At 33.3% G+C, this 26,995-nt stretch carries 24 protein-coding genes; 11 read left to right on the forward strand and 13 right to left on the reverse strand.

The annotated features are described in order from the left end of the window. Positions 1-2: 2 nt before the first annotated feature. From AC2D6V_RS14335 to AC2D6V_RS14345, 3 genes are read left to right on the forward strand one after another with little or no spacing between them, the layout of a single operon-like run. Positions 3-2,039 (forward strand): M3 family metallopeptidase, encoded by a 2,037-nt coding sequence (locus AC2D6V_RS14335; RefSeq protein ID WP_484649444.1) that lies wholly within the window; start codon positions 3-5, stop codon positions 2,037-2,039. Between the two features lie 59 nt (positions 2,040-2,098). After that, the gene (locus tag AC2D6V_RS14340; protein WP_484649446.1) at positions 2,099-2,653 is read left to right on the forward strand and encodes a sigma-70 family RNA polymerase sigma factor; all 555 of its coding nucleotides are present in this window, start codon (positions 2,099-2,101) and stop codon (positions 2,651-2,653) included. Position 2,654: 1 nt separating this feature from the next. Then, complete coding sequence (locus tag AC2D6V_RS14345) at positions 2,655-2,918, forward strand: hypothetical protein (RefSeq protein WP_484649448.1); 264 nt, start codon at positions 2,655-2,657, stop codon at positions 2,916-2,918. On the opposite strand, the gene AC2D6V_RS14350 is transcribed toward AC2D6V_RS14345, so the two are convergent. Continuing rightward, entirely contained in the window at positions 2,915-3,733 is an 819-nt protein-coding gene (locus AC2D6V_RS14350) for a UbiA prenyltransferase family protein (protein ID WP_484649452.1), read from the reverse strand. The two genes, AC2D6V_RS14345 and AC2D6V_RS14350, sit on opposite strands and share 4 nt — an antisense overlap. 132 nt (positions 3,734-3,865) lie before the next feature. On the opposite strand from AC2D6V_RS14350, the gene gcvP reads away from it, so the two are divergent. The 4 genes from gcvP to AC2D6V_RS14370 all read left to right on the forward strand — a co-directional run bounded on the left by gcvP (position 3,866) and on the right by AC2D6V_RS14370 (position 9,340). Beyond that, the gene (gene gcvP, locus AC2D6V_RS14355; protein WP_484649454.1) at positions 3,866-6,715 is read left to right on the forward strand and encodes an aminomethyl-transferring glycine dehydrogenase; all 2,850 of its coding nucleotides are present in this window, start codon (positions 3,866-3,868) and stop codon (positions 6,713-6,715) included. Between the two features lie 102 nt (positions 6,716-6,817). Beyond that, positions 6,818-7,876 (forward strand): 3-oxoacyl-ACP synthase III family protein, encoded by a 1,059-nt coding sequence (locus AC2D6V_RS14360; RefSeq protein ID WP_484649456.1) that lies wholly within the window; start codon positions 6,818-6,820, stop codon positions 7,874-7,876. A 60-nt stretch (positions 7,877-7,936) separates the two neighbouring features. Further along, positions 7,937-8,458 (forward strand): class I SAM-dependent methyltransferase, encoded by a 522-nt coding sequence (locus tag AC2D6V_RS14365; RefSeq protein WP_484649457.1) that lies wholly within the window; start codon positions 7,937-7,939, stop codon positions 8,456-8,458. A gap of 24 nt (positions 8,459-8,482) precedes the next feature. After that, positions 8,483-9,340 carry a glycosyltransferase family 2 protein gene (locus tag AC2D6V_RS14370; protein WP_484649459.1) on the forward strand — a complete coding sequence of 286 codons (858 nt, stop codon included), beginning with the start codon at positions 8,483-8,485 and terminating at the stop codon, positions 9,338-9,340. Between the two features lie 32 nt (positions 9,341-9,372). On the opposite strand, the gene AC2D6V_RS14375 is transcribed toward AC2D6V_RS14370, so the two are convergent. The 3 genes from AC2D6V_RS14375 to pafA all read right to left on the reverse strand — a co-directional run bounded on the left by AC2D6V_RS14375 (position 9,373) and on the right by pafA (position 14,038). Next, positions 9,373-11,451: a T9SS type A sorting domain-containing protein gene (locus tag AC2D6V_RS14375; RefSeq protein WP_484649461.1), complete on the reverse strand. Its 2,079-nt coding sequence runs from the start codon at positions 11,449-11,451 to the stop codon at positions 9,373-9,375. A gap of 96 nt (positions 11,452-11,547) precedes the next feature. After that, complete coding sequence (locus tag AC2D6V_RS14380) at positions 11,548-12,357, reverse strand: DNA/RNA non-specific endonuclease (RefSeq protein ID WP_484649463.1); 810 nt, start codon at positions 12,355-12,357, stop codon at positions 11,548-11,550. Position 12,358: 1 nt separating this feature from the next. Beyond that, positions 12,359-14,038: an alkaline phosphatase PafA gene (gene pafA / locus AC2D6V_RS14385; RefSeq protein ID WP_484649465.1), complete on the reverse strand. Its 1,680-nt coding sequence runs from the start codon at positions 14,036-14,038 to the stop codon at positions 12,359-12,361. Between the two features lie 108 nt (positions 14,039-14,146). Here pafA and AC2D6V_RS14390 point away from each other — a divergent pair, with 108 nt between their 5' ends. Continuing rightward, entirely contained in the window at positions 14,147-14,884 is a 738-nt protein-coding gene (locus AC2D6V_RS14390) for an MlaE family ABC transporter permease (protein ID WP_484649469.1), read from the forward strand. Next, complete coding sequence (locus tag AC2D6V_RS14395; RefSeq protein ID WP_484649471.1) at positions 14,884-15,651, forward strand: ABC transporter ATP-binding protein; 768 nt, start codon at positions 14,884-14,886, stop codon at positions 15,649-15,651. The genes AC2D6V_RS14390 and AC2D6V_RS14395 overlap by 1 nt, the downstream gene beginning before the upstream one ends. Here the strand turns inward: AC2D6V_RS14395 and AC2D6V_RS14400 are convergent. The 5 genes from AC2D6V_RS14400 to AC2D6V_RS14420 form a co-directional block, all read right to left on the reverse strand. After that, positions 15,648-17,114, reverse strand: coding sequence for a DUF389 domain-containing protein (locus AC2D6V_RS14400; RefSeq protein ID WP_484649473.1), 1,467 nt, complete (start codon positions 17,112-17,114; stop codon positions 15,648-15,650). The genes AC2D6V_RS14395 and AC2D6V_RS14400 overlap by 4 nt on opposite strands. A 2-nt stretch (positions 17,115-17,116) precedes the next feature. Then, on the reverse strand, positions 17,117-18,196 hold the full coding sequence (locus AC2D6V_RS14405) for a mannose-1-phosphate guanylyltransferase (protein WP_484649475.1): 1,080 nt from the start codon (positions 18,194-18,196) through the stop codon (positions 17,117-17,119). Next, positions 18,197-18,796 (reverse strand): SprT-like domain-containing protein, encoded by a 600-nt coding sequence (locus AC2D6V_RS14410; protein WP_484649477.1) that lies wholly within the window; start codon positions 18,794-18,796, stop codon positions 18,197-18,199. It abuts the gene before it with no gap. 110 nt (positions 18,797-18,906) lie between these two features. Further along, positions 18,907-19,590 (reverse strand): SDR family NAD(P)-dependent oxidoreductase, encoded by a 684-nt coding sequence (locus AC2D6V_RS14415; protein WP_484649480.1) that lies wholly within the window; start codon positions 19,588-19,590, stop codon positions 18,907-18,909. Beyond that, positions 19,583-20,524 (reverse strand): M28 family metallopeptidase, encoded by a 942-nt coding sequence (locus AC2D6V_RS14420; RefSeq protein WP_484649482.1) that lies wholly within the window; start codon positions 20,522-20,524, stop codon positions 19,583-19,585. Before AC2D6V_RS14420 ends, AC2D6V_RS14415 begins: the two co-directional genes overlap by 8 nt. Before the next feature lie 162 nt (positions 20,525-20,686). On the opposite strand from AC2D6V_RS14420, the gene AC2D6V_RS14425 reads away from it, so the two are divergent. Together AC2D6V_RS14425 and AC2D6V_RS14430 are read left to right on the forward strand one after the other, a co-directional pair. Beyond that, the gene (locus AC2D6V_RS14425) at positions 20,687-21,793 is read left to right on the forward strand and encodes a nickel-binding protein (RefSeq protein WP_484649484.1); all 1,107 of its coding nucleotides are present in this window, start codon (positions 20,687-20,689) and stop codon (positions 21,791-21,793) included. Between the two features lie 175 nt (positions 21,794-21,968). Then, the gene (locus AC2D6V_RS14430; protein WP_484649486.1) at positions 21,969-22,241 is read left to right on the forward strand and encodes a DUF4242 domain-containing protein; all 273 of its coding nucleotides are present in this window, start codon (positions 21,969-21,971) and stop codon (positions 22,239-22,241) included. A gap of 78 nt (positions 22,242-22,319) precedes the next feature. Here AC2D6V_RS14430 and AC2D6V_RS14435 read toward each other — a convergent pair whose 3' ends face one another. From AC2D6V_RS14435 to porV, 4 genes are all read right to left on the reverse strand, one after another. Then, complete coding sequence (locus AC2D6V_RS14435; RefSeq protein ID WP_484649488.1) at positions 22,320-23,954, reverse strand: pyruvate dehydrogenase complex dihydrolipoamide acetyltransferase; 1,635 nt, start codon at positions 23,952-23,954, stop codon at positions 22,320-22,322. 3 nt (positions 23,955-23,957) lie between these two features. Beyond that, a complete protein-coding gene (pdhA, locus tag AC2D6V_RS14440) occupies positions 23,958-24,956 on the reverse strand; it encodes a pyruvate dehydrogenase (acetyl-transferring) E1 component subunit alpha (RefSeq protein WP_484649490.1) in 999 nt (332 codons plus the stop codon). Positions 24,957-25,130: 174 nt separating this feature from the next. After that, positions 25,131-25,613, reverse strand: a complete 483-nt coding sequence (gene cdd / locus AC2D6V_RS14445) for a cytidine deaminase (protein ID WP_484649492.1) — start codon at positions 25,611-25,613, stop codon at positions 25,131-25,133. A 94-nt stretch (positions 25,614-25,707) separates the two neighbouring features. Continuing rightward, positions 25,708-26,946: a type IX secretion system outer membrane channel protein PorV gene (gene porV, locus AC2D6V_RS14450; protein WP_484649494.1), complete on the reverse strand. Its 1,239-nt coding sequence runs from the start codon at positions 26,944-26,946 to the stop codon at positions 25,708-25,710. Positions 26,947-26,995: the final 49 nt, after the last annotated feature.

Here is a 26,995-nt window from a genome sequence, read left to right on the forward strand (position 1 = left end):
TAATGACAAAAAACCCATTAGTAGAATCATTTGATACAGCCTATAATTGTGCGCCTTTTTCAAAAATAAATAACGCCCATTTTATCCCTGCTTTTAAGCTGGCTATTAACAAAGCAAAGGCTGAAATAGAAAGTATAGTCAATAATCCAGACGTTCCAACATTTCAAAATACTATAGAAGCTCTAGATTTTTCTGGAGAAAAATTAGACAGAATATCCAGTATATTCTTTAATTTAAATTCAGCTGAAACGAATGAAACAATCCAAAAAATAGCACAAGAAGTTTCTCCAATTCTTTCAGAATTCAGTAATGATATTACTTTAAATGAAGACTTGTTTAAACGAATTAAAGAGGTTTACGACTCTAAAAATAAGTTAAATTTAACGACAGAACAACGTACGTTGCTTGATAAAAAATATAAAAGTTTTTCCAGAAACGGTGCAAATTTATCTGAAGCTAAAAAGGAAAAATTACGAGAAATTGACAAAAAGTTAAGTCAGTTAAAATTAAAGTTTGGAGAGAATGTTTTAGCCGAAACAAATAAGTTCGAAATGCTAATTACCGAAGAATCTGATTTGTCTGGATTGCCAGATGGTGCAAAAGAAGCAGCAAAGCAATTGGCGGAAACGAAAAACAAGACAGGTTGGTTATTCACTTTAGATTACCCAAGCTATATTCCATTTGTTACCTACGCTGATAATCGAGAATTAAGAAAAAAAATCACGCTCGCTGCAGGAAGTAAATCGTTTAAAGGAGACGAATTAGATAATCAAGAGAATGTACTTGAAATAGCAAGCTTGAGACATGAACGTGCCAATCTTTTAGGTTACAAAACACACGCCCATTTTGTTCTAGAAGAACGTATGGCTGAAACTCCTGAAAATGTTCTTAAATTTTCAAATGATCTATTAGTCAAGGCTAAACCTGCTGCCGAACGCGAATTCAAAAACCTTGAGGATTTCGCAAAAGACTTAGATAATATCGATCAATTACAAAAATGGGATGGTTCGTATTATTCAGAAAAACTAAAACAAAAGCTATTTAGTTTAGATGATGAAAAATTAAAACCTTACTTCAAACTTGAAAATGTAATTAATGGGGCATTTACTATAGCGAATAAATTATTTGATTTGAATTTTGAAGAAATTGATACTATTGATAAATACCATGAAGATGTTTTAACCTACAAAGTCAATAATAGTGATGGTGATTTAGTATCCATCTTTTACGCCGATTTTTTTCCCAGAGCAGGAAAACGTAACGGCGCGTGGATGACCTCATATAAACCTCAGTACATAAAAAATGACTCAAATAGTCGACCACATGTTTCTATAGTTTGCAATTTCACAAAACCAACAAAAAGCAAACCATCGTTATTAACATTTAATGAAGTAACAACCCTCTTTCATGAATTTGGACATGCCTTGCATGGCATGTTGGCTAATACCACCTACCCTAGCTTATCTGGAACGAGTGTGTACTGGGATTTTGTAGAATTGCCAAGTCAGGTTATGGAAAATTGGTGTTACGAAAAAGAAGCTTTAGAATTGTTTGCTAGACATTATGAAACTGGAGAAATTATTCCAATGGATTTAGTTGAAAAAATTAAGGCATCTGCGACCTTTCATGAAGGCATGCAAACCTTACGTCAATTGAGTTTTGGTCTTTTAGATATGAGTTGGCATGGACAAGATCCCACACATATCAGAGATGTAAAAGCTTTTGAATCTGAAGTTTTTAAAAATACTTCTTTATATCCTGAAACAAAAGAAACGTGTATGAGTACCGCATTCTCTCACATCTTTCAAGGAGGTTATTCTTCTGGGTATTACAGTTACAAATGGGCAGAAGTTTTAGATGCCGATGCTTTTGAATATTTTAAAGAGAACGGTATTTTTAATAAAACAGTTGCTGATAAATTCAAATATCATATTTTAAGCCAAGGCGGTACTGAAAACCCCATGACACTTTACAAACGCTTTAGAGGACAAGAACCAAAACCTGAAGCTTTATTGAGACGGGCTGGATTGCTAGGTTAAGTATCAATTATTCATTTATTTACCTTATTTTTGGTTTTCAAAAAACAATTGCGCCTTAAATGCCAAAACACGAAATAAATCCTAATAAATGGATAGATTTATATTCCGATTATCTATTCAACTATACTATTTCCAGGGTTAGCGATAGAGAAATCGCTCAAGATTTAGTTCAAGACACTTTTTTGGCAGGCTTAAAATCGATGAAAAACTTTAAAGGCGAGGCCAGTGAACGTACTTGGCTTATTTCGATTTTAAAGCGAAAAGTTATTGACCATTATCGTAAAATAAATTCCAAAAAAGGAAAAGCCGAAGTTCGAATTACTTATAGTGGAGACTCAGAGTCTGAAGGTGATTGGTTAGAAGAGCGAGTTGCAGATCCATTCGATAAAAATGCTGAGGATACGTTGCAAAATAGTGAATTAGGAGACGCTATCCACCACTGCTTAAGCAAGCTCCCACAAAAACAAGCTGACGTTTTTAAAATGAAAACTATTTTAGGTTATGAAACCGAAGTAATTTGTAATGAACTAAATATTACAGCGTCTAACCTTTGGGTAATTATTCATAGAGCACGTACGGCTATGGCAAGTTGTCTAAAAGAAAATTGGTTCTAAAATGAGTAGTAAACTAAAAATTACAATGCCCTGCGATGAAGCAAATCATGTTTGTGATAAAACACAATACAAAGAAGCTACGTTATGGGAAAAAATAAAACTAAATATACATTTACTTTATTGTAGAGCTTGCAGAAAATATACTACTAACAATGCAAAACTAACCAAAAAAATTAAAGAATCTAAGGTTGAATGTCTGGATAAGAAGTGTAAAGAATCCATGAAAAAAGAGTTAGATCATGCTATCAATGAGCAATCTGCTTAATGCGCTAATAGCAATAAAACAAGCCACAAAATTGGCAAACCTTCTACCCAAAAAGAACTATAATATTTCCCTTGATTAATTTTAGAAAAACTCACAAATAATCCTGTTAAGACTGATATAACAATTAATACTACAATTCGTGCTGCAGTTATTTCATCCTTAAAAAATTCTGAAAAGACAATTAGCACTAACAACATTAGTCCTAAATATTTTGTACGCCGAACACCTATTTTTTGAGGTATTGTAGCTAAACTTGAACTATCATATTTTAAATCTCGAATTTCGAACGGCAACATTAAAACCAATACATATAAAAAGCGCTGTAGCCCAATAATCATAACATCCGTATTCACGCCATAACTTTCATTAATAACAGGAACAAATGTGGTTACACCAACCCATACTAAAGCAATAATATAAATTTTTAATCCTCCAATATGCCTCAGACTTAAACTTTGCTTTGACAAAAAAGGAATGGCATATAAAAAAGTTAAAACAGCAAAAGCGCTAATATAAATAAGTGTTTCTGTACTTAACTGAAACACGTAATAACACATCAGTAGAAAACAAACGAATGACAAAACTTGAATAAGCCTTAACCAATTAGTAAGCTGTCTATGATGAAACTTAGCAATGCCAAAATACTTTACAAAATTATAGCCTGTAATTGAAGCATAAAAAACAAAATACAGAACGGATTCGTTATACTCTAAGCCTAGTTCTAACAAGGTAATCCAAGTCAAGGAAAAAACTGCTAAAGCTACATGAATACTACTGTTTATGTAAAAATTAAAAAGCTGCTTAACTAACTTCATTATACAAAAGTAACTATCCCTTTTTTATTAGTGTTGATAACGTTCAAGAATAGTTAAAAACTTTCCGTTTTACGCAAAAAAATGCACTAAATATTGCGTATTTTTGCGAATTATTTAATCAATTTATTTTTAATGAATACAAACGCCTTTGCACTGCGTCATATTGGCCCTAGAGAAGAAGACCAAAACCTAATGTTAAAAACTCTAGGTCTAGATTCTTTAGATCAGCTTTTATATGAAACTATCCCTGATCATATTCGTCTTAAAAATGGCATAAATTTAGATGAACCGATGACAGAACATGAGTATCTGTTACATATTCATGAGTTATCAAAAAAAAATAAAGCCCGTAAGACCTATATTGGTTTGGGATACCACCCTACAGTTTTACCTGCCGTTATTCAAAGGAATATCTTAGAAAACCCAGGATGGTATACTGCTTACACACCTTACCAAGCTGAAATTGCACAAGGGAGATTAGAAGCTTTATTAAATTTTCAAACTATGGTTATTGATTTAACGGGAATGGAAATTGCGAATGCTTCACTTCTTGATGAAAGTACGGCGGCTGCAGAAGCTATGAGTTTGTTATTTGCTGTAAGAGAACGTGATCAGAAAAAAGTAGGGGTTAATAAATTTTTTGTTTCAGAAAATATTTTGCCTCAAACTTTATCACTTCTTGAAACTAGAGCAAATCCAATTGGAATTGAGTTAGTAGTTGGAAATGAAAACTCTTTTGACTTTTCTTCTGATTTCTTTGGAGCTATATTACAATATCCAGGAAAAGATGGTCAAGTAACAGATATAAAAACGTTTATTAGTAAAGCAAATGAAGCTCAAATTAAAGTAGCAGTTGCAGCCGATATATTAAGTTTAGTAAAACTCGAGGCACCTGGTAAATTTGGGGCCGATGTTGTTATTGGAACAACACAGCGATTTGGAATTCCAATGGGCTATGGTGGTCCACATGCAGCATATTTTGCCACTAAAGAAGCGTATAAACGTGATTTGCCAGGGCGTATTATTGGTGTAACAAAGGATGCTAATGGAAATAGAGCACTACGAATGGCTCTACAAACACGAGAGCAACATATTAAGCGTGCCAAAGCGACCTCTAACATTTGTACAGCGCAAGTTTTATTAGCAGTTATGGCAAGTATGTATGGTGTATATCATGGCTCTCTAGGTTTAAAATTTATAGCAGATGAAGTTCATAATAAAGCTACTGCTTTAGCTAATGCCTTAAAAAAATTAGGCTATAAGCAAACGAACACTTCTTATTTTGATACACTTCAAATAAAAACAAAATCGAAAAAAATAAAAAAAGTAGCTTCTGAAAAAAAGGTGAATCTATTTTACCCAGATTCAGAAACTGTAACCATTTCGATAAATGAAACAACAACTTTACGTGATATTAATTACTTAATTTTAATTTTCGCTGAAGCTGCTAAAAAAGAAACCATTGTTATTTCATCTATTGAAAAAGCAAATAACATTTCGGATAAGGTTCAAAGAAGATCAGATTTTTTAACTGATTCGGTATTCAATACCTATCATTCGGAAACCGAATTGATGCGTTATATTAAATCTTTAGAACGTAAAGATCTAGCCTTAAATCATTCCATGATTTCTTTAGGTTCTTGTACTATGAAGCTAAATGCAGCTTCAGAAATGCTACCATTAAGCTGGTTTAAATGGGGAAACATTCATCCATTCGCACCATTAAAACAAGCAAAAGGCTATTTAACTGTTTTAAAAGAATTAGAAGACCAGTTAACAGAAATTACAGGTTTTGCGGCTACTTCTCTACAACCCAATTCGGGAGCCCAAGGTGAGTTTGCTGGACTTATGGTTATTAAAGCCTATCATGAATCAAGAGATGATCACAATAGAAATATTTGCCTAATTCCATCGTCTGCTCATGGAACTAACCCTGCAAGTGCTGTTATGGCGGGTATGAAAGTTGTTGTTACAAAATCTACTGAAGAGGGTAATATAGATGTTAATGATTTAAGAGAGAAGGCAGAATTACATAAAGACAATTTAGCAGCTTTGATGGTAACTTATCCATCAACCCACGGTGTTTATGAATCGGCAATAAAAGAAATCACACAAATAATTCATGACAATGGTGGTCAGGTTTATATGGATGGAGCGAATATGAATGCTCAAGTCGGATTAACTAATCCTGGTAGTATTGGCGCAGATGTTTGTCATTTAAATCTTCATAAGACATTTGCTATTCCCCATGGTGGCGGTGGCCCTGGTGTTGGTCCTATATGCGTCGCCAAGCAATTAGTTTCTTTTCTACCAGGAAATCCATTGGTGAAAACTGGTGGGTCTAAAGCTATTTCAGCTATTTCGGCCGCTCCTTTTGGTTCAGCACTTGCCTGCTTAATTTCATATGGTTATATAAAAATGCTTGGCGCAAAAGGATTAACTGAATCTACTAAAATTGCCATTTTGAACGCCAATTATATTAAGCATCGTTTACAAGGTAGTTTTGATACCTTATATTCTGGTGAGCAAGGAAGAGCAGCACACGAAATGATTATTGATTGTCGTTCTTTTAAATCCCACGGTATTGAGGTTACAGATATCGCAAAACGATTAATGGATTATGGTTTTCATGCACCAACAGTTTCGTTTCCTGTAGCTGGAACCATGATGATTGAGCCAACCGAAAGTGAAAGTAAAGCTGAAATGGATCGCTTCTGTGATGCTATGATTTCAATAAAAAAGGAGATTGACAACACATCTAAAGATGATCTGAATAATATTTTAAAGAATGCACCTCATACTTTAAATATGGTAACTGCAGATGAATGGTATTTTCCATACTCACGTGAAGAAGCTGCATTTCCATTAGATTATGTTAGAGATAATAAATTTTGGCCAAGTGTAAGACGTGTTGATGACGCTTATGGAGATAGAAATTTAATTTGCTCATGCACACCTATAGAGGCTTACGCAGAAGCATAAATATGTGTTTGAACATCGTAAATTAAACGCAAATTACTTGAGCCTTTAATTAAAAGAAATTATATTGCTTGTATTATATTAATTAATGGCAATTTTCGATTTATGAATATTAAAATAACGGGGACTGGAAGTTATATTCCTGATAATGTTGAGAAAAATGAAGACTTCTACAATCACGAATTTTTAAATAGTGATGGCTCAAGTATAAATGCTCCTAACGAAATTATTGTAAAAAAGTTTAAAGCCATAACTGGTATTGACGAAAGGCGTTATGCCAAGAATCATTTAAACACTTCCGACATAGCTTCTTTTGCCGCTGAAAAAGCAATTGAAAACGCTAAAATAGACCGTGAAGATTTAGATTATATAATAGTTGCCCATAATTACGGTGATGTTAGACATGACAGCAAACAAAGTGATACAGTTCCTAGTATTGCATCTAGAGTAAAACACCTCCTGCGTATTAAGAATCCTAAATGTGTAGGTTACGATTTACTATTTGGATGTCCTGGATGGGTTGAAGGCGTCATACAAGCTAATGCATTTATAAAATCAGGAATAGCAAAAAAATGTCTTGTAATAGGTGCTGAAACACTTTCGAGAGTTATCGATCCACACGACAGAGACTCTATGATTTATAGCGATGGTGCTGGTGCTGTTATATTAGAATCAACAAGTGACGAAGGTGGTATAATTAGCCACGACTCTGCTACTTTTGCTTTAGATGAAGCCCATTTTATATACTTTGGCGAAACCAACAAACAAGAAATAAAGGATAGCAATAGGTACATAAAAATGTATGGCCGTAAGATTTATGAATTTGCGCTTACCAACGTACCTTTGGCGATGAAGTCATGTTTAGATGATAGCGGTATTGCAATTAACGATGTAAAAAAGATCTTGATTCATCAAGCAAATGAGAAAATGGATGAAGCCATTGTAAAGCGTTTTTACACATTGTACGACAAAGATATGCCTGAAGGTATTATGCCTATGTCCATTGGTAAATTAGGAAATTCTAGTGTTGCAACGGTACCAACTTTGTATGATATGATTTTAAATAATTCTATGGAAAATCAAGAAATAAGGAAAGGCGACGTCATTATTTTTGCAAGTGTAGGAGCTGGCATGAATATTAATGCTATTGTTTATAGGCAATAACATATTTAATAATTATTTGAGATTTCCATTTGCACGGAAATAAAAAAACAGAATGATTTAATGTACGAAAAAAGCTTTCCTAACAAACGCTTTAAGCATACCATTCAATTTTTAGAAAAACATATTTCAAATACCCAATCTATTTTAGATTTGGGCGTTGTAAATCCGTTCAGTAAAATTATGCAAACTCATGGTTATAGTGTTGAAAATACAGAAGGTGAAGATTTAGATGAAGACATCTCAGCTATTTTAAATTCTAATGCTGATGTTGTTACTGCTTTGGAAATATTTGAGCATCTATTATCTCCTTATACAGTTTTAAAATCTATACAAGCAAGCAAATTAGTAGCCAGTGTTCCACTAAAATTATGGTTCTCATCCGCATACAGGAGTAAGTTTGATATGTTAGATCGTCATTATCATGAATTTGAAGACTGGCAATTCGATTGGCTATTGGAAAAAGCTGGATGGAAAATTATAGATAGACAAAAATGGACCAACCCAACGAACAAAATTGGTATTCGCCCAATTTTAAGATGGTTTACACCTCGATATTACATTATTTATGCTGAAAGAGTTTAACTTTATAGTTTAATATTAAACCCTTTGGACTTTTATATCATCATTCCTGCGCATAACGAAGAGAGTTCTATTGGACTCACTTTAGACTCACTTACTAATCAAACGCTTTTACCTAAACGGTTAGTTGTAGTTAATGATAACTCGACTGATAACACCCAAGACATTGTTGAAGCTTATGCTGAAAAGTACAGCTGGATTTCATTAATAAACAATACGTCATCTAACCAACACTTACCAGGTTCAAAAATTATTAATGCTTTTTATAAAGGGTACGATTCATTGGATAATAATTATGATGTAATTTGTAAATATGATGCCGATTTAATTTTTCCGGATACTTATTTAGAGCATCTTTCTTTTCATTATAATAATGAAAAAAAATTGGGTATGGTATCAGGATTCTGCTATATTGAGAAGAATAACGATTGGGTATTAGAAAATTTAACGCGTAAAGATCATATTCGCGGTGCTTTAAAAGCATACAGAAAAGCATGTTTTCTCGAAATAGGAAAATTAAAACCATCCATGGGATGGGATACTGTGGATGAACTATTAGCAAAATATTATAAATGGCATATTTTAACTGATGAAACCTTACATGTAAAACATTTAAAACCAACAGGTATAAATTATAATAAAGCTTCTAAATATTTACAAGGAGAAGCTATGTACAAAATGCGATATGGATTTTTCATAACATTGATTTCTGCATTAAAACTAGCTTACAAAAAGGGTAGCTTTTTACTTTTTAAAGATTATCTAGCTGGCTATTTCAAAGCAAAAAAAGAAAAACTAGAATTTCTAGTTTCTGAAGAAGAAGGAGCATTCATTAGAAACTTACGTTGGAAAGGGATGATAAATAGAAAAGGGTCTAATTATTAATTAGACCCTTTTCTATTATAAAATAATAGTTCCTAGTTTACAACTAATCTCTTTATTGTGCTTTCACCAGTTTGTTTATCGGTTACACGCATAAAATAGAGTCCATTCTCATAAGTACTAATATCTAATGTTGCTCTTTTACTGGAAGAACTATAGTCCTTATTACTTAATTGAACATTCCTCAAATTATACACGCTTACGTTTATATCATTACTTGTAAAACCTGAAAATTGAAGATTCACAGAGCCTTTGGCTGGATTTGGAAATAAGGCTACTTTACTGCTACTAGAAGCTGTTCTAGTAACCGTTATAGCATTAGAGAGACTAAAACAACCTTCTAAGCTAGAAACTAAATGGTCGCCTTCAGCTGGGGCTTCAATTCCTGTTAAACCAACTTCGTAACTTAAATGCCAAATCTTGCAAACACCAACTCCAGCACCATCGAAATCAACATCGGAATAATTACCAGGTAAACCAAGAATAACCGTTCCATCTTCATTTGTAACAACCCACGCAAAATTTGTTCCAACATTACCTTCTAGTGTAATAGCATCTGCTGGAATTTTATCCTCTGTACCATCACCTACTGTAAAATCAAAGTTATTCTCTGTTCCACCTGTAAGAGTGCCACCAATAGGCATATTTCTTATAACACTAATTGAATTAGTTAATGCAAAACAACCTGTTAAATCTGAAGCATACTCAACACCATCAAAACTTACATTATCTTCATAACTTAAATGCCATACTAAACAGGTTCCTGCTGGGGCTTCATCAAAATTAACGTCAGAATAAGTTCCTGGTAACCCTAATATTTTGCCATCGGCATCGGTTACTACCCATGCTGAATTTGTTCCTATATTACCACTAAGGGTAATAGCACCATCTGCAATATTATCTGCTTCTCCATCACCTACGCAAAACTCAAAAGGGCCTCCTTCTAAGGTTCCTCCTACTGGTTGCTGGTATCTATTCACTGTAATAGGATTTGTTAATGCAAAACACCCCATTAAATCTGATGCATACTCAACACCATCAAAACTAACATTATCTTCATAACTTAAATACCATACTAAACAGGTTCCTGCTGGGGCTTCATCAAAATTAACGTCAGAATAAGTTCCTGGTAACCCTAATATTTTGCCATCGGCATCGGTTACTACCCATGCTGAATTTGTTCCTATATTACCACTAAGGGTAATAGCACCATCTGCAATATTATCTGCTTCTCCATCACCTACGCAAAACTCAAAAGGGCCTCCTTCTAAGGTTCCTCCTACTGGTTGCTGGTATCTATTCACTGTAATAGGATTTGTTAATGCAAAACACCCCATTAAATCTGATGCATACTCAACACCATCAAAACTAACATTATCTTCATAACTTAAATGCCATACCAAACAGGTTCCTGCTGGGGCTTCATCAAAATTAACGTCAGAATAAGTTCCTGGTAATCCTAATATTTTGCCATTGACATCGGTTACTACCCATGCTGAATTTGTTCCCATGTTACCACTAAGGGTAATTGCACCATCTGCAATATTATCTGCTTCTCCATCACCCACACAAAACTCAAAAGGACCTCCTTCTAAGGTTCCTCCAGTAGGTTGCTGAAATCTTTCTACCATAATTGGTTCAGATAAGTGAGATCTTCCTTTTCCATTTCCTTTGTCAGTTACTTCATCAATATGCAATTTAAACTTGCCTTGACCAGAAGGATCAACTAATGGCTTCATACCATTATAAGATATATGATAAATTAAGCATATACCAACTCCAGCACCATCAAAATTTACATCTGATGGACTATCTGGCAACCCAAGAATATACCCTTCTTCATCAGTGATAATCCACTGTTTTAATCGTCCAGAAGCATTCTCGAGTACTACGTCTACGTAATCAGCTTCACCATCTCCTACACACACACTGGTATAAGATTCACCGTCGATAAATGTAATTTCACCACCATAAACAGTTGCATTTTCGTTAGCATTAGAATTTTGAGCTGAAACAAAACTTAATGCTCCTAATAAGAATGTGACTAAAAATAGATAGGCTTTTATTGAATTAAAAATCTGATTTAGGGAATCATTGTGTACTTTTTCTTTCATAACCATCTGATTTATATATTTTTATACAAACCTAAACTACAAAATCATAATAAAATGTTAGCCATCTAACATTTGAACTACAAATATTCTCGTTAATTAGTAAAAACTCCAAGCTTTATAATTGCTTGAGGCTTCAAGCCTATCTTCTATAGAGTCTTCTAAACTAGGAAAGAAATCGATTCCAGTAAGTTTTTCAATATTATCTACCGAGACAACAAATTCAGATATTGGCTTTTTAGAATCTTTATGTGGCATCAAGAATCCTGTCATTTTGGTTTTACCTGAATTATTATCTAATACTATTTTATAAAATTGATTAGGGACAGAAACATATTCATCTCCAATTGCCTCCATATCACCTCTTAAAACACCTCCAGTAACAACAAAAACACCATCATGTTTACGAGCCCAATACCTTACTTTTTGTTCTAATCTATTCCAAATACCAGCATTAAACTGATGCTCCATAGGACTTATATTACTTGTTAAAAAAGTTTCATCATGTGCTTCTTGACTATATCTTTTATCTCCAGCAGGACATAAATGTCCACGATCATATCCTGAGTTTTTATAATTACGCCAGTGCGCGGCACCTGTACTTACTGCCTCATCAATTTCAAAATAAGGGCGTTTATGGTTAGTATTAGAAAGATGTGATTTCTTTAATTCGTAAGCTACCCATTCTGCTTGTTCATGTGTTTCATTATATGACAAGGAATAACCTTCGTGATGGACAATGAGTCCTGTAGTGCTTATAGGAAGAAAATAAGAGTTTGTGTCTTTTTTTTCAATTTTACCTTTTTCGACAATAACCGTAACCTCCTCTTCTTTTAAAAAATGCTCGTATCCGTAAACGCTTAATAAAATAAGTGCGACAATGATTGTATAAAGTGTTTTCTTTCTCAATTTAATCTAACACAAATTCCAAAGGTTGACCAATACAGCCATTTGGAAAACTAATTTCTAATAGTGCAGATATGGTTGGTGCAATATCTGTAATCTCTGTTTTTTGATAAGTCTCTCCGTGCTTAATGCCTTTACCGAAGAATAAAAGTGGCACATGTGTGTCATAACTCAAGCCAGAATGGTGGTCTGTTCCTGTTCTATTCCAAGGTGTATCTTTAAAAACCGAAGGATTAAAAACAAACAAAATATCTCCTGAACGCTTTTGATTGTGGCCATTAGCTAGCAATGTTTCAATGTAACCCGATGGCCCACTAAATTGATTTATTTCTGAAGTAATGTATACTTTATCTATAAGTTTGTATTTGAGTAATTTAATAGAAATATCTTCTTTAATAGTTTTTAAATCTAACTGATTATCTTCAATCTTTTGATGATCTAAAAATATTTGATTATTAATTCTACTTAAAACTAAATTAGTAGTTCCATACTTCTTTAAAAGAAAATCGTTCAATTCAATTCTCATTTTTGAAGCATCAAAAAAACCAGCTGGGATTTTTTTTGATTGCAGGTACTCTGGCGCATAAGGAGCACCATGATCTGAGGTTAAAAAAACTGTATATTCGCCTTTCCCTACTTGATTATCTAATGTTTTAAATAATCTGGCTAATTCTAAATCCAATCTTAAATATGTATCCTGAGTTTCTATTGCATTTACTCCAAAATTATGCCCTACTTTATCAGTGCTCGAATAACTTATGGTAAATACATCTGTAAACTCATCCTTTCCTAATTGTTCTGCTTCAATAGTAGCTATGGCAAAATCTGTTATTAAGCTATTTCCATAAGGTGAATCGGCAATTATGTTATAATTTCCATTTTCGGTTTTTAAAGCTTCTAAATCGTAGGGGAAGGTGGCAGTTTTTTTTCCGTTAAATCCACCTTCAAATTTATTTAAATCAGGACCACTTTCTGTATAAGAATCAACATTATACAAAGTGTTCCATACTTTAAAATATGATTCTGCAATAGTAGATGAATTAAACTTTTTAACCCATTCAGGCAGATCATTCATATAGAATGAACTTGTAATCCAGTTACCGCTTCCTCCATGCTCATAATCTAACCAATAAGCGGCATTTGCAGTATGACCTGCTGCCAAAATAGCCCCTCGGTGTTTTAGGGATATACCTATTGTTTTGCCTTTCATTTGAGTGAATAATCTGTTTTCATCAGCAAAAGTTGTAGTCAATAAACGGTGTGGCGATTTCTTGCCATCTTTACTTTCTGTACCTATAGATTCTACAGAATTATCTTCTACACAATTCACATTACGCTTTATATCTTTATCAAACCAATCGTTCCCGATAATACCATGATACTTTGGTGTTGCTCCCGTATAAATTGAAGCGTGACCCGGTCCTGTTTTGGTCGGTATATAATTAAAATGAGTGTTTTTAAAATTAAAACCAGTGTTCACCATTCGTTTAAAACCGTCTTCCCCATATTTAGAATAAAATCGTGTTAAGTAATCGTAACGCATTTGGTCTATTACAATTCCAACTACTAACTTAGGTTTATCACCGTTACTATTCTCATTCTTTAAATCTTTGCCTAAATCTTGAGCTTTACATGAAAAACTTAAAAAAAGAACTAATAAAGAAACAACTATATTCTTAAACATAATATGATTTATTGTATTGCCAAAAATACATATTTTAAAACATCATAATTGAAATTTAAGCTTAAATACCTATAAGTTTTTTTTACTTTAGCACTAACAAATTTTTATATGAGTTACCTCCATAATATTGGTGTCTATTTTTTAATGATTGCCGAAATGTTTCGTAAACCGACTAAGTGGTCCGTAATGCGAACATTAATATTCAAAGATATTAACGATTTAATTATAGGTTCTTTAGGCATTATAGCATTTATATCATTTTTTGTTGGTGGAGTTATTACAATTCAAACCGCCCTTAATATCGATAACCCACTTATTCCAAAATACCTAGTTGGCTTTGCTACAAGGCAATCTATTATTCTAGAGTTTGCTCCAACATTCACATCTATTATTATGGCTGGCAAAGTGGGATCCTTTATTACCTCTAGTATAGGAACCATGCGTGTTACAGAACAGATTGATGCCTTAGAAGTTATGGGTATTAATTCTTTAAACTATTTGGTTTTCCCAAAAACTGTTGCGTTAATGTTATATCCTTTTGCAATTGCTATCGGGATGTTTTTAGGTATTTTAGGAGGCATGGCAGCTTGTGTTTTTGGAGGTTATTCAACGTTAGCAGACTACATTTTAGGTATCCAGACAGATTTTGACAATTTCCATGTAATATATTCATTTATAAAAACGTTTGTTTTTGCATTTGTTTTGGCCACAATTCCTTCTTTTCATGGTTATTATATGAAAGGGGGAGCTCTTGAAGTAGGTAAGGCAAGTACAACTGCTTTTGTTTGGACAAGTGTTGCCATTATTCTTATAAATTATATATTAACCGATATGATGTTAGGCTAATGATAGAAGTAAAAGATTTACATAAATCGTTTGGAGACGCCCATATATTAAAGGGAATTAGCGCCTCTTTTTCAAAAGGAAAAACTAACCTTATAATAGGCCAAAGTGGTTCTGGCAAAACAGTATTTCTAAAATGTTTATTAGGATTATTTGATTATGAAGAAGGTTCTATTTCTTATGATGGTAAAATTTTCTCTAATCTAACTGAAGACCAAAAACGTAATTTAAGAGCCGAAATAGGGATGGTATTTCAAGGTAGCGCTTTATTCGATTCTATGACTATTGCAGAAAACGTTATGTTCCCTTTACAAATGTTCACAAAAATGAGTAAAAGCGAAATGGAAGATCGTGCCGACTTTGTTCTTAAACGTGTTAATTTACCAGATGCACATAAAAAAATGCCGAGTGAAGCTTCTGGCGGTATGCAAAAACGTGTTGCGATTGCTCGGGCTATAGTAAACAACCCTAAATATTTATTTTGCGATGAACCAAATTCTGGTTTAGATCCAAATACAGCTATAGTTATAGATAATTTGATTCAAGAGATTACAAATGAATATCAAATAACAACAGTTATTAATTCTCACGACATGAATTCTGTAATGGAAATTGGAGAAAAGATTGTTTTTTTAAAAGATGGACATAAAGCTTGGGAGGGCTCTAAAGAAACTATTTTTAAAACAGATAATGAAGTTGTTACCGACTTTGTATATTCCTCTAACTTATTTAAGAAGGTTAGAAAGATGTATATAGATGAGAATAGTTAATTAACTCTTCTAACAACCAAAGTGTCTAAATCTAATTTCAACTTTAACCATTTTTCTAATTTTTCCTTGTCCTTTTCTCTAACATCTTCTTTCGCCAAAGAATCGACCCATTTTACAGAAAAAACTGAAAGTGTATCCATTTTAGTGAAGTTTGAATTAATGACGTTAGCATATGAGAATTGCTCAATAGTTTCATAATTAATTTTCACTTCTTTTACCAACTCATCAAATGCAATATAATTTTTTTCTAACTTCGAAAGTTGAGATACTTTACTTTCAAGAAAAGCTATTTTATGTGTTTGGGATAACAAATCTAAAGAGTCTCGTGCACGCAACTCTTCCATATATTTAAAATTATCTAAGTTTTTAGACCTATTTTGATTTACTACTAATTGTGCATTTGCTAAAGCGCTATAATCTTTCATTCTACCTTGCAATAAATCGATTGTAGAATCTGGAATTTGGTCAAGACCAAAGGTGTTTAATTCTATTATAGACACTCCTTTGCGATCATACTTATATGAGACATTATTTTTTAAATAATCTGCATGAGGTAAAGCGTTTAGCTCACGCTCCACAAATATTCTAGCATCTCTCGAAAAATTACTTTCATTTAAAACATTTACAAAAGTCCAAACAGCAGGAATCATAACAACGACTGCTAATAACGTTGCCATTCTGGATATAAATTGTCTTTTTTTAGAATTTACATATTTAAGCATAGGAAAACGTAAAACCTTCAAAACTATAAAGGTGGCCATAGCTATAAAAATAGTATTAATTGTAAATAAATACATGGCGCCTAGAAAGTAATCCCACTTACCTTTTGCCAATCCATAACCCGCTGTACATAATGGTGGCATTAATGCCGTAGCAATGGCTACGCCAAAAATAACAGAAGCAATCGTTCCTCGTTTTGTTCTTGCAATAATTAATGCTAAACCACCAAAAAAGGCAATTAGAACATCCCTGATATCTGGTTGTACTCTCCCTAAAAGCTCTGAAGTATCTTCACTTAATGGAAACAACCAAAAGAATAAGAAAGCTGTTAACAAACTTAAGACAATCATCGTAGCTAAGTTTATTAGTGAGCGCTTAAGGGTATCTATATCGTTAATCGCAATCGATAACCCTACACCCAATATAGGCCCCATTAAGGGAGAAATTAACATGGCACCAATAACTACTGCTGTTGAGTTCGCATTTAATCCAACAGACGCTACAAATATGGAACAAATTAAAATCCATGCAGTAGCGCCTTTAAAAGGTATATCTCCTTTAATTGCTTGAATGGTTGCATCTCTATCGGTATCATCACGAAAGTCTAATAATTCACTAAAGAACTTTTTAATACTTTGTAACAACCCCTGAGCATCCTTTTTAACGGCTTCTTTAGATGCTTCAACGGTTTGCTCTTTCTTTACTTCTTCTTCAGAAAAATTGAATTTACTTTCTTGACTCATTATTACCCATATTGTTCTCCAAAAGTATCTTTTACATTTTGGAGCGTTTTCTTTATATCTTGTTCTTTTGACTTAGGAAAGATAAGCAAAACTTCATCTTTATCAACAATAATATAATCATTCAAACCATCTACAACCACAATTTTATCGTTTTTTGTGCGAATCATATTTCCAGAGGCATCCTCAACTAATGTTCTAGAATTTACAACGGCATTATTAGATTCGTCTTTATCTAATTTATCGTATAAACTTCCCCAAGTTCCTAAATCGTTCCAGTCAAATTCGGCAGCAATTACATAAACGTTTTTAGACTTTTCCATAATGGCATAATCTACCGAAATGTTTTCTGCTTTCGGATAATTATCTCGTATAAACTCAAGTTCAAAATCAGTATTATAAACCGAAACCCCTTTTTCAAATAACTTAAATAAGTCAGGTTGATTATTCTGAAAAGCCTCAACTACGCTTTTAACACTCCACATAAAAATACCAGCATTCCATAGAAAATTCCCTTGAGAAATAAACTCTTTGGCTGTCTTGTAATCTGGTTTTTCCCTAAATTGATTTACAGGCTTGATACTTGAAGAATTTGATTTATCAAATTCGATATATCCATAACCCGTATTAGGGAAAGTAGGTTGTATACCTAATGTCATTAACGCATTATTTTCTGAGCAAAAACCGAAAGCTTGCTGGACATTTTTAGAAAATGTTTTCTCATCCTCAATCCAATGGTCACTTGGTGCCACAATCATAACTGCATCAGAATTTTCTTTTTGAATTTTTAAAGACGCATATAAAATACAAGGAGCGGTATTTCGCATTGCAGGTTCAAGTACTACTTGCCTTTGTTCGACTTCAGGTAGTTGTTTTAATACCAAATCGTTGTAGCGTTCATTGGTCAAAATATAAATGTTTTCCTTCGGAATTAAATCGGCTAAACGATAAAATGTTTTTTGTATTAAGGTATCTCCAGTTCCTAACATATCGTGAAACTGCTTCGGGAAATCTTGGGTGCTTATAGGCCAAAATCTGGACCCCACACCTCCTGCCATTAATATGGCGTAATAATTTTTGTTCATTTAATTATTTAATAATTCTACTTCTGCATTAGGATTGAAAAGATACAACTTTCCTGTTTTAACCTCTAGACATTCAAAACGTTTTACTTTTTTTTGCCCCATTTTAAACACTTTTCCATTATACAATTTAAAAGTACTTCCTAATGGGACCTCAAAAATATAAGTTTTATCGTTAGTTTCATCATATTGCTTTAAAGCTAAAGCTAGATGAGTATCAGTATCACTGCTTGCTTTGGGGTTTTTAAAATGATTAGCAAGTAATGGTAAGAGGTTATTAGGAAATATTTCTGGATTTAAGAACTGTAACATCAAACGTTGAAACGTTCGTTTCCATTCAAATCCATGAGGTTTTATAAATCTTCCATAATTATTATAAGCCTCAAAATGTGCAATTTCATGAATTAGGGTAATTAAAAACCGATACTGGTTTAAGTTTGAATTGATTGTAATTTGGTGCTTGCCAATGGGTAGTGGCTTATAGTCTCCATGGCGTGTTTTCCGCTCCTTCTTAATTTTTAGTGATAGGTTATCATGCTCTAACAGTCTTAAAACTTGTGGTATTGATTTCTTTGGAATGTATTCTTGAAGTTGCTCTTGCATTACTACGAAAATAATGGATTTTATTGATAATAAGAACTTGAATTGCTATCAATTCACTAACAATTAAACACGATCAAAATTAAAAATCATGCAGTTGTGTTTACGCAAAATTAAGGCGTAGAATTTGAAACTTGAAGCAGTTTTCCGTTATAGTATTTATTTCCGTTAAGTGAAAAATCAAAAATATATTGTGCCATTTCTAATGCTGAAATTGGAGCTTGATAACCAGGAAAGGCTTCCTCTAACATTTCAGTTTGTACCGCACCTAAAGCCAATACATTAAATGATATTTCTGAATCTTTATATTCTTCAGCCAGTAATTCGGTTAAGGTAATTACTGCCGCTTTACTTGAACTATAGGCTGCTAAACCTGGAAATTTCATGCTACCTTGAACGCCACCCATCGAGCTTATCGTCACTACATGACTATTACTTTTCATAAATGGCAATACCACTCTTGTTAATTCGGCAACACCATAAACATTAGTTTTATAAACATACTCAAAATCAGACATGGAAGTTTCTTCAAAGGTCTTATTTACAAGCGCACCAGCATTATTAATTAAAATATCTACACGCTTCCAATTACTTTTAATAAAATCTACAACATTTTGATACGCATCCTTTTCATTCAAATCGAAGGAAAAGCAAGTAACATTATCAAGATTTAAATTTTGAACAGGTTTTTCATTCCGCGAAAGCGCCAGTACTTTATGTCCTGCTTTGGAAAATAATTTTACCAACTCAAAACCAATACCTCTACTTGTTCCTGTTATTATTATATTTTTACTCATTATCCATTTTAATTTCCTTTGTAGGAGCGTTAATCATACCTTCTATTGCAGGAATCAATTTATTAATAAAATCGGTCATATGATTAAAGTCCATTTTATCGACCTCGTCATCAACATGATGATAATAATCAAAATTAGTAAAATCGAATGTAGAAATAGCATGCGCTGGCACTTTAAATTCTTGATAAAAAGGATAATTATCTGATCGCATAAATAATTGAAATTGTTTCGCTTTGGGAAAAAAGTCTATAATTTCATTTTCAGAATAACCATTTAATTTTTCTGCCATATTTGACCTCTCATAACCACTTAAATAACTAATTATTTTAGTTGGACCCCTGGGCACACCAATCATTTCAAAATTAATCATGGTATACAGGTCCATTTTTTCTTGCTTTAACCTTTCAGCCAAATGCCCAGAACCTTTTAAACCCATTTCTTCGGCCGAAAACAATGTAAATAAAATACTGCGTTTATTACTTTTAGATTTAGAAAAATATTTGGCCCATTCTATAACTGCAACCGTACCAGATGCGTCATCGTTAGCGCCATTAGCTATAACATCACCATTCACTTCTTTTGCCGTTCCAATATGATCGTAATGCGCCCCGAGAATAACAAATTCGCTTTTTAATTTAGGATCCTTACCTTCTATGTAACCAACTAAGTTATACCCAACAATATCTTTTATATTAAAAGAATCGCGGTAGGTTTCAAAATATGGTTCTATGTTGTTTTCTTTAAAAACATTTTCAATAAACACTGCAGCTTTTTCAATTCCTTTACTTCCTGTATTTCTTCCTTCTAGTTCGTCTGATGCTAAATATTCTAAACTCGCCTTTATATTATTCTCAGAAATAAAATTCACAGTCGTTTTAGACGAACCACAACCTAAAAGAACAGATATAATTATAATACTTAAGTATTTATTCATTTCTTAATTTTAAAACATTAAAGATAAATAAAACCAGCATTAACCAATTTGTTTTCTCAATCTTATTTAATGCAAACGTTTTGAAATATTTTTATTAAACTCACTTCAAAAGACTCTATGTTAATTAGTTAAAAATCATTAACTTGTTTAAAATTATTCATCATGCCTATATATATGGATCGTCACGATGTTTCTGAAGAAGTTACAGCAGAACATGTGGCGCAATTACATCAAGCAGATTTGAAAATTGAACGAGAATACGGCTGTCGTGGATTTACTTATTGGTTTGATGGAGATAGAAAGACCGCTTTCTGTTTAATTGAAGCGCCAAACATAGATGCTCTAAAAAGAATGCACAATGATGCCCATGGTGATGTTCCGCATTCAATAATTGAAGTAGAAGCTAGTATTGTAGAATCATTTTTAGGTCGTATTGAAGACCCTGATAAATCTCAAAATACGGAATTAAACATAATTAATGATCCTGCCTTTAGAATAATAATGGTTATTGAGACAAGCAACTATTTGGACAGAATTGAAGCCAATCAATTTAATGTTTTTACTCAAAAATTTCATAATAGTGTATCCAAAACTTTAAAACAATTTGAAGGAAGCATTGTAAAACAAGATAATACAAGTTATTTAGTTTCTTTTAAGTCTGTAACAAATGGTATTTTATGTGCTTTAAAAATTCAAGCAAACATTAAATATATTACTCCCAAATTTGTTAAATCTTACCGAAATCTTAAAATTGGATTAGCATCTGGTATTCCTGTAACAAATAAAGATCACATTTTTGAAGACGCTATAATATTATCCACCCGTATGTGTGAAATTATTAAACACCAAATTGTAGTATCTAATGAAATAAAGGCACTATACGAAAGTGAAAATAGGCATACCTACATAGATGAAAAACTTATTAGAACACTAACTCCAAAAGAAGAAAGATTTTTAACTGAATTAATGGATTTTATAGAATCCATTTGGCAGAATTCAAATTTTAATATTACCGAATTTAATAAAGCCCTTGGCTATAGTAAGTCGCAAATCTATAGAAAACTAAAAAATCTTACTGATAAATCTCCTAATACTTTTATAAGAGATTATAGATTAGACAAAGCTCTAAAATTACTTCACGACCAAAAAGGGAACATATCTGAAATAGCCTTTGAAACTGGTTTTAATAGTTTAGCTTACTTTTCAAAATGTTTTAAATCTAGATTTGGCTTACTTCCTTCAAAATATATACAGCAGCATATTTATTAGTTCTGTCCATTGTATCTAAAGGTCATGGTTCAAATGTGTCTTTTTTTGGTTCAAAACTACTATTCGACCTCCAGTAATATTTATAATTTCGAATTATAAGTGGAGATCAGATACCACATTAATAAACGGGGTAATTCCTAAAGACCATATAATTAGGAAATTAAAACTTAATATTATGCCAAAATATGTAATCGAAAGAGACATTCCAGGAGCTGGAAAACTTACAGCAGATCAATTAAAAAGAATCTCTCAAACTTCTTGTGGAGTTTTAGAAAAGCTTGGACCTAGAATTAATTGGTTGCACAGTTATGTAACAGGTGATAAAATTTATTGCGTATATATTGCACCGAATGAAGACATGATTACTGAACACGCAAAACAAGGAGGGTTCCCTGCAAATCAAATAAGTAGAGTTTCTACGATTATAGATCCCACTTCGTCGGAATAGGTTAAATTAAAAAACCTGTTCCAAAATGAAACAGGTTTTTTAAAATATTAAGATTCTTCGCTTTGCTCTGAATGACAATTACACCAACATTGTGACAGGGTTTTCAATGTATCCTTTCAATGTTTGAAGAAACATTGCTCCTGTAGCGCCATCAACCGTTCTGTGGTCACAGGCTAATGATAGTTTCATAGTATTTCCAACTACAATTTGGCCATTTTTTACTACTGGTTTTTCAACAATGTTTCCAACAGAAAGAATTGCTGAATTTGGTTGATTGATTATAGATGTGAACGTATCTATACCAAACATACCTAGATTAGATACCGTAAAGGTACTGCCTTGCATTTCGTCAGGCGTTAACTTTTTATTTCTAGCCTTTCCAGCTAGATCTTTTACTGCCGCACCTATTTGAGGTAAAGTTTGCTCGTTAGCAAAACGTACCACAGGAACAACTAAACCATCTGGAACAGCAACAGCTACTCCAATATGTACATGATTATTCAAACGCATTTTATCTGCAAACCATTGTGAGTTTACCTGCGGATGTTGTTTTAAAGCTAATGCGCATGCTTTAACAATAATATCGTTATAAGAAATCTTAGTATCTGGAATAGAGTTGAATTGTGCACGAAATGCCATGGCATTTTCCATATCAAACTCAACACTTAAGTAATAATGTGGTGCTGAAAATTTAGAATTTGTTAATGCTTTTGCAATAGCTTTACGCATTTGTGAGTTATCAATATCATCAAAATCTTCCTGTCCACTAGGAACAAATTTACCAACTGAAGCTGCGCCTGCTGCTGGCTCATAATTTTCAATATCACGCTTAACGATACGTCCATTTTCTCCAGAACCTTGAACCTTAGTTAGGTTGATTCCTTTTTCTTCTGCTAATTTTTTAGCTAATGGCGATACGTATAAACGCCCGTTTTCAGTAACTGGTGTTGGTGATGGCGCACTAGTTTTTGGGGTTGAAGACGCAGAAGTAGTTCCTTTAGAAGCTTCTTTCTTTGTTTCACCCTTTGGCGCTTCCTCTTTTTTAGCTGGAGCAGATGTTGCAATGAAACTCGAAGCAACTCCTGAAACATCAGTTCCTGCAGGTCCAATAATTGCTAATAAAGAATCTACTTTAGCCGATTCTCCTTCTTGTAATCCTATTTCTAATAAAGTACCGGATTGGAATGATTCAAATTCCATCGTCGCTTTATCAGTTTCTATTTCTGCAAGAATATCGCCTTCTTCAACAGAATCACCAACTTTCTTCAACCAAGTTGCTACAGTACCTTCTTCCATGGTATCACTTAAACGTGGCATGGTTACAACTATAACACCTTCTGGTAAATCAGCAGATGCGGATTCAGCTTCTTGAGACTCCTCTACTCTGCTCGGTGTGACATCTGTACTTTCAACTTCTTCTTTTACTTTCGCGGAAGCATTATTACTTCCGTTTAATATACCAGAAATATCTTCACCTTCATCACCAATTATGGCTAAAAGGGCATCTACTTTTGTAGTTTCTCCTTCTTGAACACCAATGTGCAATAAAGTTCCTTCATTAAAAGATTCGAACTCCATTGTAGCTTTATCTGTTTCAATTTCAGCTAAAATATCGCCTTCTTCAATTTTATCTCCTACTTTTTTTAACCAAGCAGCAACGGTTCCTTCTTCCATTGTGTCGCTTAATCGCGGCATGTTTACAACTATTGCCATATCTTATAATTTGTGTTGAATAAATGGATAATCTTGTTGCTCGTAAACCATATCATAAAGTTGTTGCTTTTCTGGATATGGTGACTCGTCTGCAAATTTCTCACATTCTGCTACGAGTGTTTTTACACGTTTGTCAATTACTTTTATATCATCTACTGAAGCATATTTTTTCTCCAAGATAACATCCTTTACTTGCGTAATAGGATCAATTTTTTTGTATTCTTCAACCTCTGCTTTAGTTCTATAATGTTGTGCATCACTCATAGAATGCCCTCTGTAACGATACGTTTTTAATTCTAAAAATGTTGGCCCTCCACCTTTTCTAGCACGTTGAATAGCTTCATCAAAAGCTTCAGCAACTTTAACTGGATTCATACCATCAACTGGCCCACATGGCATTTCATACCCTAAGCCTAACTTCCAAATATCTTCATGATTTGCCGTACGTTCAACTGAAGTCCCCATAGCATATCCATTGTTCTCACAGACAAACACTACAGGCAAATTCCAAAGCATTGCTAAATTAAAAGTTTCATGAAGCGAACCTTGTCTAGCCGCACCATCCCCAAAACAACATAAAGTTACACCGTCCACACCGTGATATTTATCACCAAAAGCAATACCTGCTCCTAATGGGATTTGACCACCTACGATACCATGACCTCCATAAAACCTAAATTCTTTAGAAAAAATATGCATTGAGCCTCCCATACCCTTTGAGGTACCTGTTACTTTACCATATAATTCGGCCATTACACGTTTGGGATCTACACCCATTCCTATTGGCTGAACATGATTACGATAAGCCGTTATCATTTTATCTTTTGTCAAATCCATAGCATGCAAAGCGCCTGCTAATACAGCTTCTTGACCATTGTATAAATGAAGAAATCCTCTTACTTTTTGCTGGATATAAACTGCAGCAAGTTTATCCTCAAACTTTCTCCAGAATAACATGTCTTCATACCATTTAAGGTAGACCTCTTTTGTGATTTTTTGCATACTCTAATATAAGGTTTTAATTATGCGGAATACAAAAGTAACACATTGTGAGTTATTGCAAAAATACATGTTCGTTAAAGTATAAAAAATATTAAAAAACATACTCGTTAATAAGATTTTTAATTATTCATTAGGATTACTCTGAAATATTGAAAATTTTGAAATGAGCTAAAACTATAACTGTGATTTGTCGAATATAAGTGGCAGTAAATCACTCAAAGAATTAGATTTCATAACGGCTCCCATTTCTCCCATAAAATAAATTTCTATAGGTGTATTTTGTTTTATTTCATATTCAGCAATGGCTTGTCTACAAGCACCGCAAGGAGGTATTGGTTTTGTAGTTTGAATTCTTTTTGAACCCGCTGAAATTGCCATTTGCACTATTTTGGCATCTGGATACTTAGCCCCAGCATAATAAATAGCTGTACGCTCTGCACACAACCCAGACGGGTAAGAAGCATTTTCTTGATTACTACCAATAATAACTTCTCCATTATCCAAAAGAATAGCAGCTCCTACATTAAATTTAGAATAAGGAGCATAGGCCTGATCTCTAGTCTTTATAGCAACTTCCATTAAGGACTGAACCGTTTCAGGAAGCTCATCAAAACTTTCAAAAACAAACAAAGTAGCTTCTATTTTAATCTCCTTCATAATTTAATAGGTATCGAGTTTGTGACTAATTTAAACAAAAAAACTATTGTTCATTGAACAATAGTTTTTTTATTTATTTATAATTTTTTATAATCTAGTATTCGGTATATTCTCCAGCTCCAATGTTAAACGTTAGAGAAAAACGTAATGTATTTTCTAAAGGGCTTTGCACTTTTGATGCAGAAAATAAATATGATAAATCAATATTTACGACATTATATTTAAACCCAGCGCCTAATGCCAAAAATTTTCTAGCTCCTTTTTCCTCTGATTCGTTAAAATAACCTGCTCTAAAAGCAAAAGAATCTTGATACATATATTCTGCACCAAGAGACCAAGTAAACTCCTTTAACTCTTCACTAAAACCACCTGGAGCGTCTCCAAATGACTGAAATATCCCTGATAAAAAGCTAACGTCTTGAGATTGACCCTCATAAATAACATTATCCGTTTCGCTTATAAGTGTATCTTCATCTTGCTCATAAGTACCGTTATTGTTGTTATCATCAAACACTATTTCAGTTCCTAAAATTGGTGGTGTTGGCACCAATAATTTAGCAACTTCAGCAGTAACAGATACTTTATTATAATCGTCGAAAATAAAATCGAAACCTGCACCTAAACGCAAGTTAGTTGGTTGAAAATTTTCCTGACCTCCCTCATCATATTTAAATTTTGGTCCAATATTTTGAATAGCAAACCCCATTCTCCAGCGTCCATTAAAATCGTTATAAGCTTCTTCTTCACTTTGATAATAGCCTGATACATCAACACCAAAAGTACTTGCGGCTGTAATATCACCATCAACACCTTGAAGTCTTAAATCTGATCTTAAATATCTCATAGCAACAGACATTGCAAACTGATCGGTAAGTCTTAAAGCATAAGACGCATCAATTGTTAATTCGTTTGGCCTTTGTATTAAGGGTGTAGCAAATTCATCTGGAACGAATTCGATATCACCCAATGAGAAATATTTTAAACTTGCCGCAAAAGCGCTTCTTTCATCTAATCTATTAAAATAAGTTATGTTTCCTAAGAAAATATCATTCACTAGCTTACTTAAATAAGGCGTATAACTTACCCCAACACCAGACTTAGTTTCAGAAAATACATATTTTGACGAATTCCATTGTTGCGAAAAGGCATCAGCAGAAGTAGCAACCCCCATGTCTCCCATACCAGCTGCTCTGGCATCTGGTGCTATTAAAACAAAGGGAATTCCGGTAGTTATTACCCTTGAATCATTTTCATTTGGCACTATAATCGTTGTTTGCGCTTCAATTTTTAAAATAGCTACCAGCGCTATTAATAATGTTAGTTTGTTCTTCATGGATCAATTTTATTTAACAAATATATATTTTATTTTAATAGTCATTTCT

The organism is Algibacter sp. YIN40, from assembly GCF_057219435.1.

Coding starts and splice junctions, on each gene's coding strand:
- AC2D6V_RS14335 (WP_484649444.1), top strand. CDS start 3: ATGACAAAAAACCCATTAGTAGAATCATTTGATACAGCCTATAATTGT.
- AC2D6V_RS14340 (WP_484649446.1), top strand. CDS start 2,099: ATGCCAAAACACGAAATAAATCCTAATAAATGGATAGATTTATATTCC.
- AC2D6V_RS14345 (WP_484649448.1), top strand. CDS start 2,655: ATGAGTAGTAAACTAAAAATTACAATGCCCTGCGATGAAGCAAATCAT.
- AC2D6V_RS14350 (WP_484649452.1), bottom strand. CDS start 3,733: ATGAAGTTAGTTAAGCAGCTTTTTAATTTTTACATAAACAGTAGTATT.
- gcvP (WP_484649454.1), top strand. CDS start 3,866: ATGAATACAAACGCCTTTGCACTGCGTCATATTGGCCCTAGAGAAGAA.
- AC2D6V_RS14360 (WP_484649456.1), top strand. CDS start 6,818: ATGAATATTAAAATAACGGGGACTGGAAGTTATATTCCTGATAATGTT.
- AC2D6V_RS14365 (WP_484649457.1), top strand. CDS start 7,937: ATGTACGAAAAAAGCTTTCCTAACAAACGCTTTAAGCATACCATTCAA.
- AC2D6V_RS14375 (WP_484649461.1), bottom strand. CDS start 11,451: ATGAAAGAAAAAGTACACAATGATTCCCTAAATCAGATTTTTAATTCA.
- pafA (WP_484649465.1), bottom strand. CDS start 14,038: ATGTTTAAGAATATAGTTGTTTCTTTATTAGTTCTTTTTTTAAGTTTT.
- AC2D6V_RS14390 (WP_484649469.1), top strand. CDS start 14,147: ATGAGTTACCTCCATAATATTGGTGTCTATTTTTTAATGATTGCCGAA.
- AC2D6V_RS14395 (WP_484649471.1), top strand. CDS start 14,884: ATGATAGAAGTAAAAGATTTACATAAATCGTTTGGAGACGCCCATATA.
- AC2D6V_RS14400 (WP_484649473.1), bottom strand. CDS start 17,114: ATGAGTCAAGAAAGTAAATTCAATTTTTCTGAAGAAGAAGTAAAGAAA.
- AC2D6V_RS14405 (WP_484649475.1), bottom strand. CDS start 18,196: ATGAACAAAAATTATTACGCCATATTAATGGCAGGAGGTGTGGGGTCC.
- AC2D6V_RS14410 (WP_484649477.1), bottom strand. CDS start 18,796: ATGCAAGAGCAACTTCAAGAATACATTCCAAAGAAATCAATACCACAA.
- AC2D6V_RS14415 (WP_484649480.1), bottom strand. CDS start 19,590: ATGAGTAAAAATATAATAATAACAGGAACAAGTAGAGGTATTGGTTTT.
- AC2D6V_RS14420 (WP_484649482.1), bottom strand. CDS start 20,524: ATGAATAAATACTTAAGTATTATAATTATATCTGTTCTTTTAGGTTGT.
- AC2D6V_RS14425 (WP_484649484.1), top strand. CDS start 20,687: ATGCCTATATATATGGATCGTCACGATGTTTCTGAAGAAGTTACAGCA.
- AC2D6V_RS14430 (WP_484649486.1), top strand. CDS start 21,969: ATGCCAAAATATGTAATCGAAAGAGACATTCCAGGAGCTGGAAAACTT.
- AC2D6V_RS14435 (WP_484649488.1), bottom strand. CDS start 23,954: ATGGCAATAGTTGTAAACATGCCGCGATTAAGCGACACAATGGAAGAA.
- pdhA (WP_484649490.1), bottom strand. CDS start 24,956: ATGCAAAAAATCACAAAAGAGGTCTACCTTAAATGGTATGAAGACATG.
- cdd (WP_484649492.1), bottom strand. CDS start 25,613: ATGAAGGAGATTAAAATAGAAGCTACTTTGTTTGTTTTTGAAAGTTTT.
- porV (WP_484649494.1), bottom strand. CDS start 26,946: ATGAAGAACAAACTAACATTATTAATAGCGCTGGTAGCTATTTTAAAA.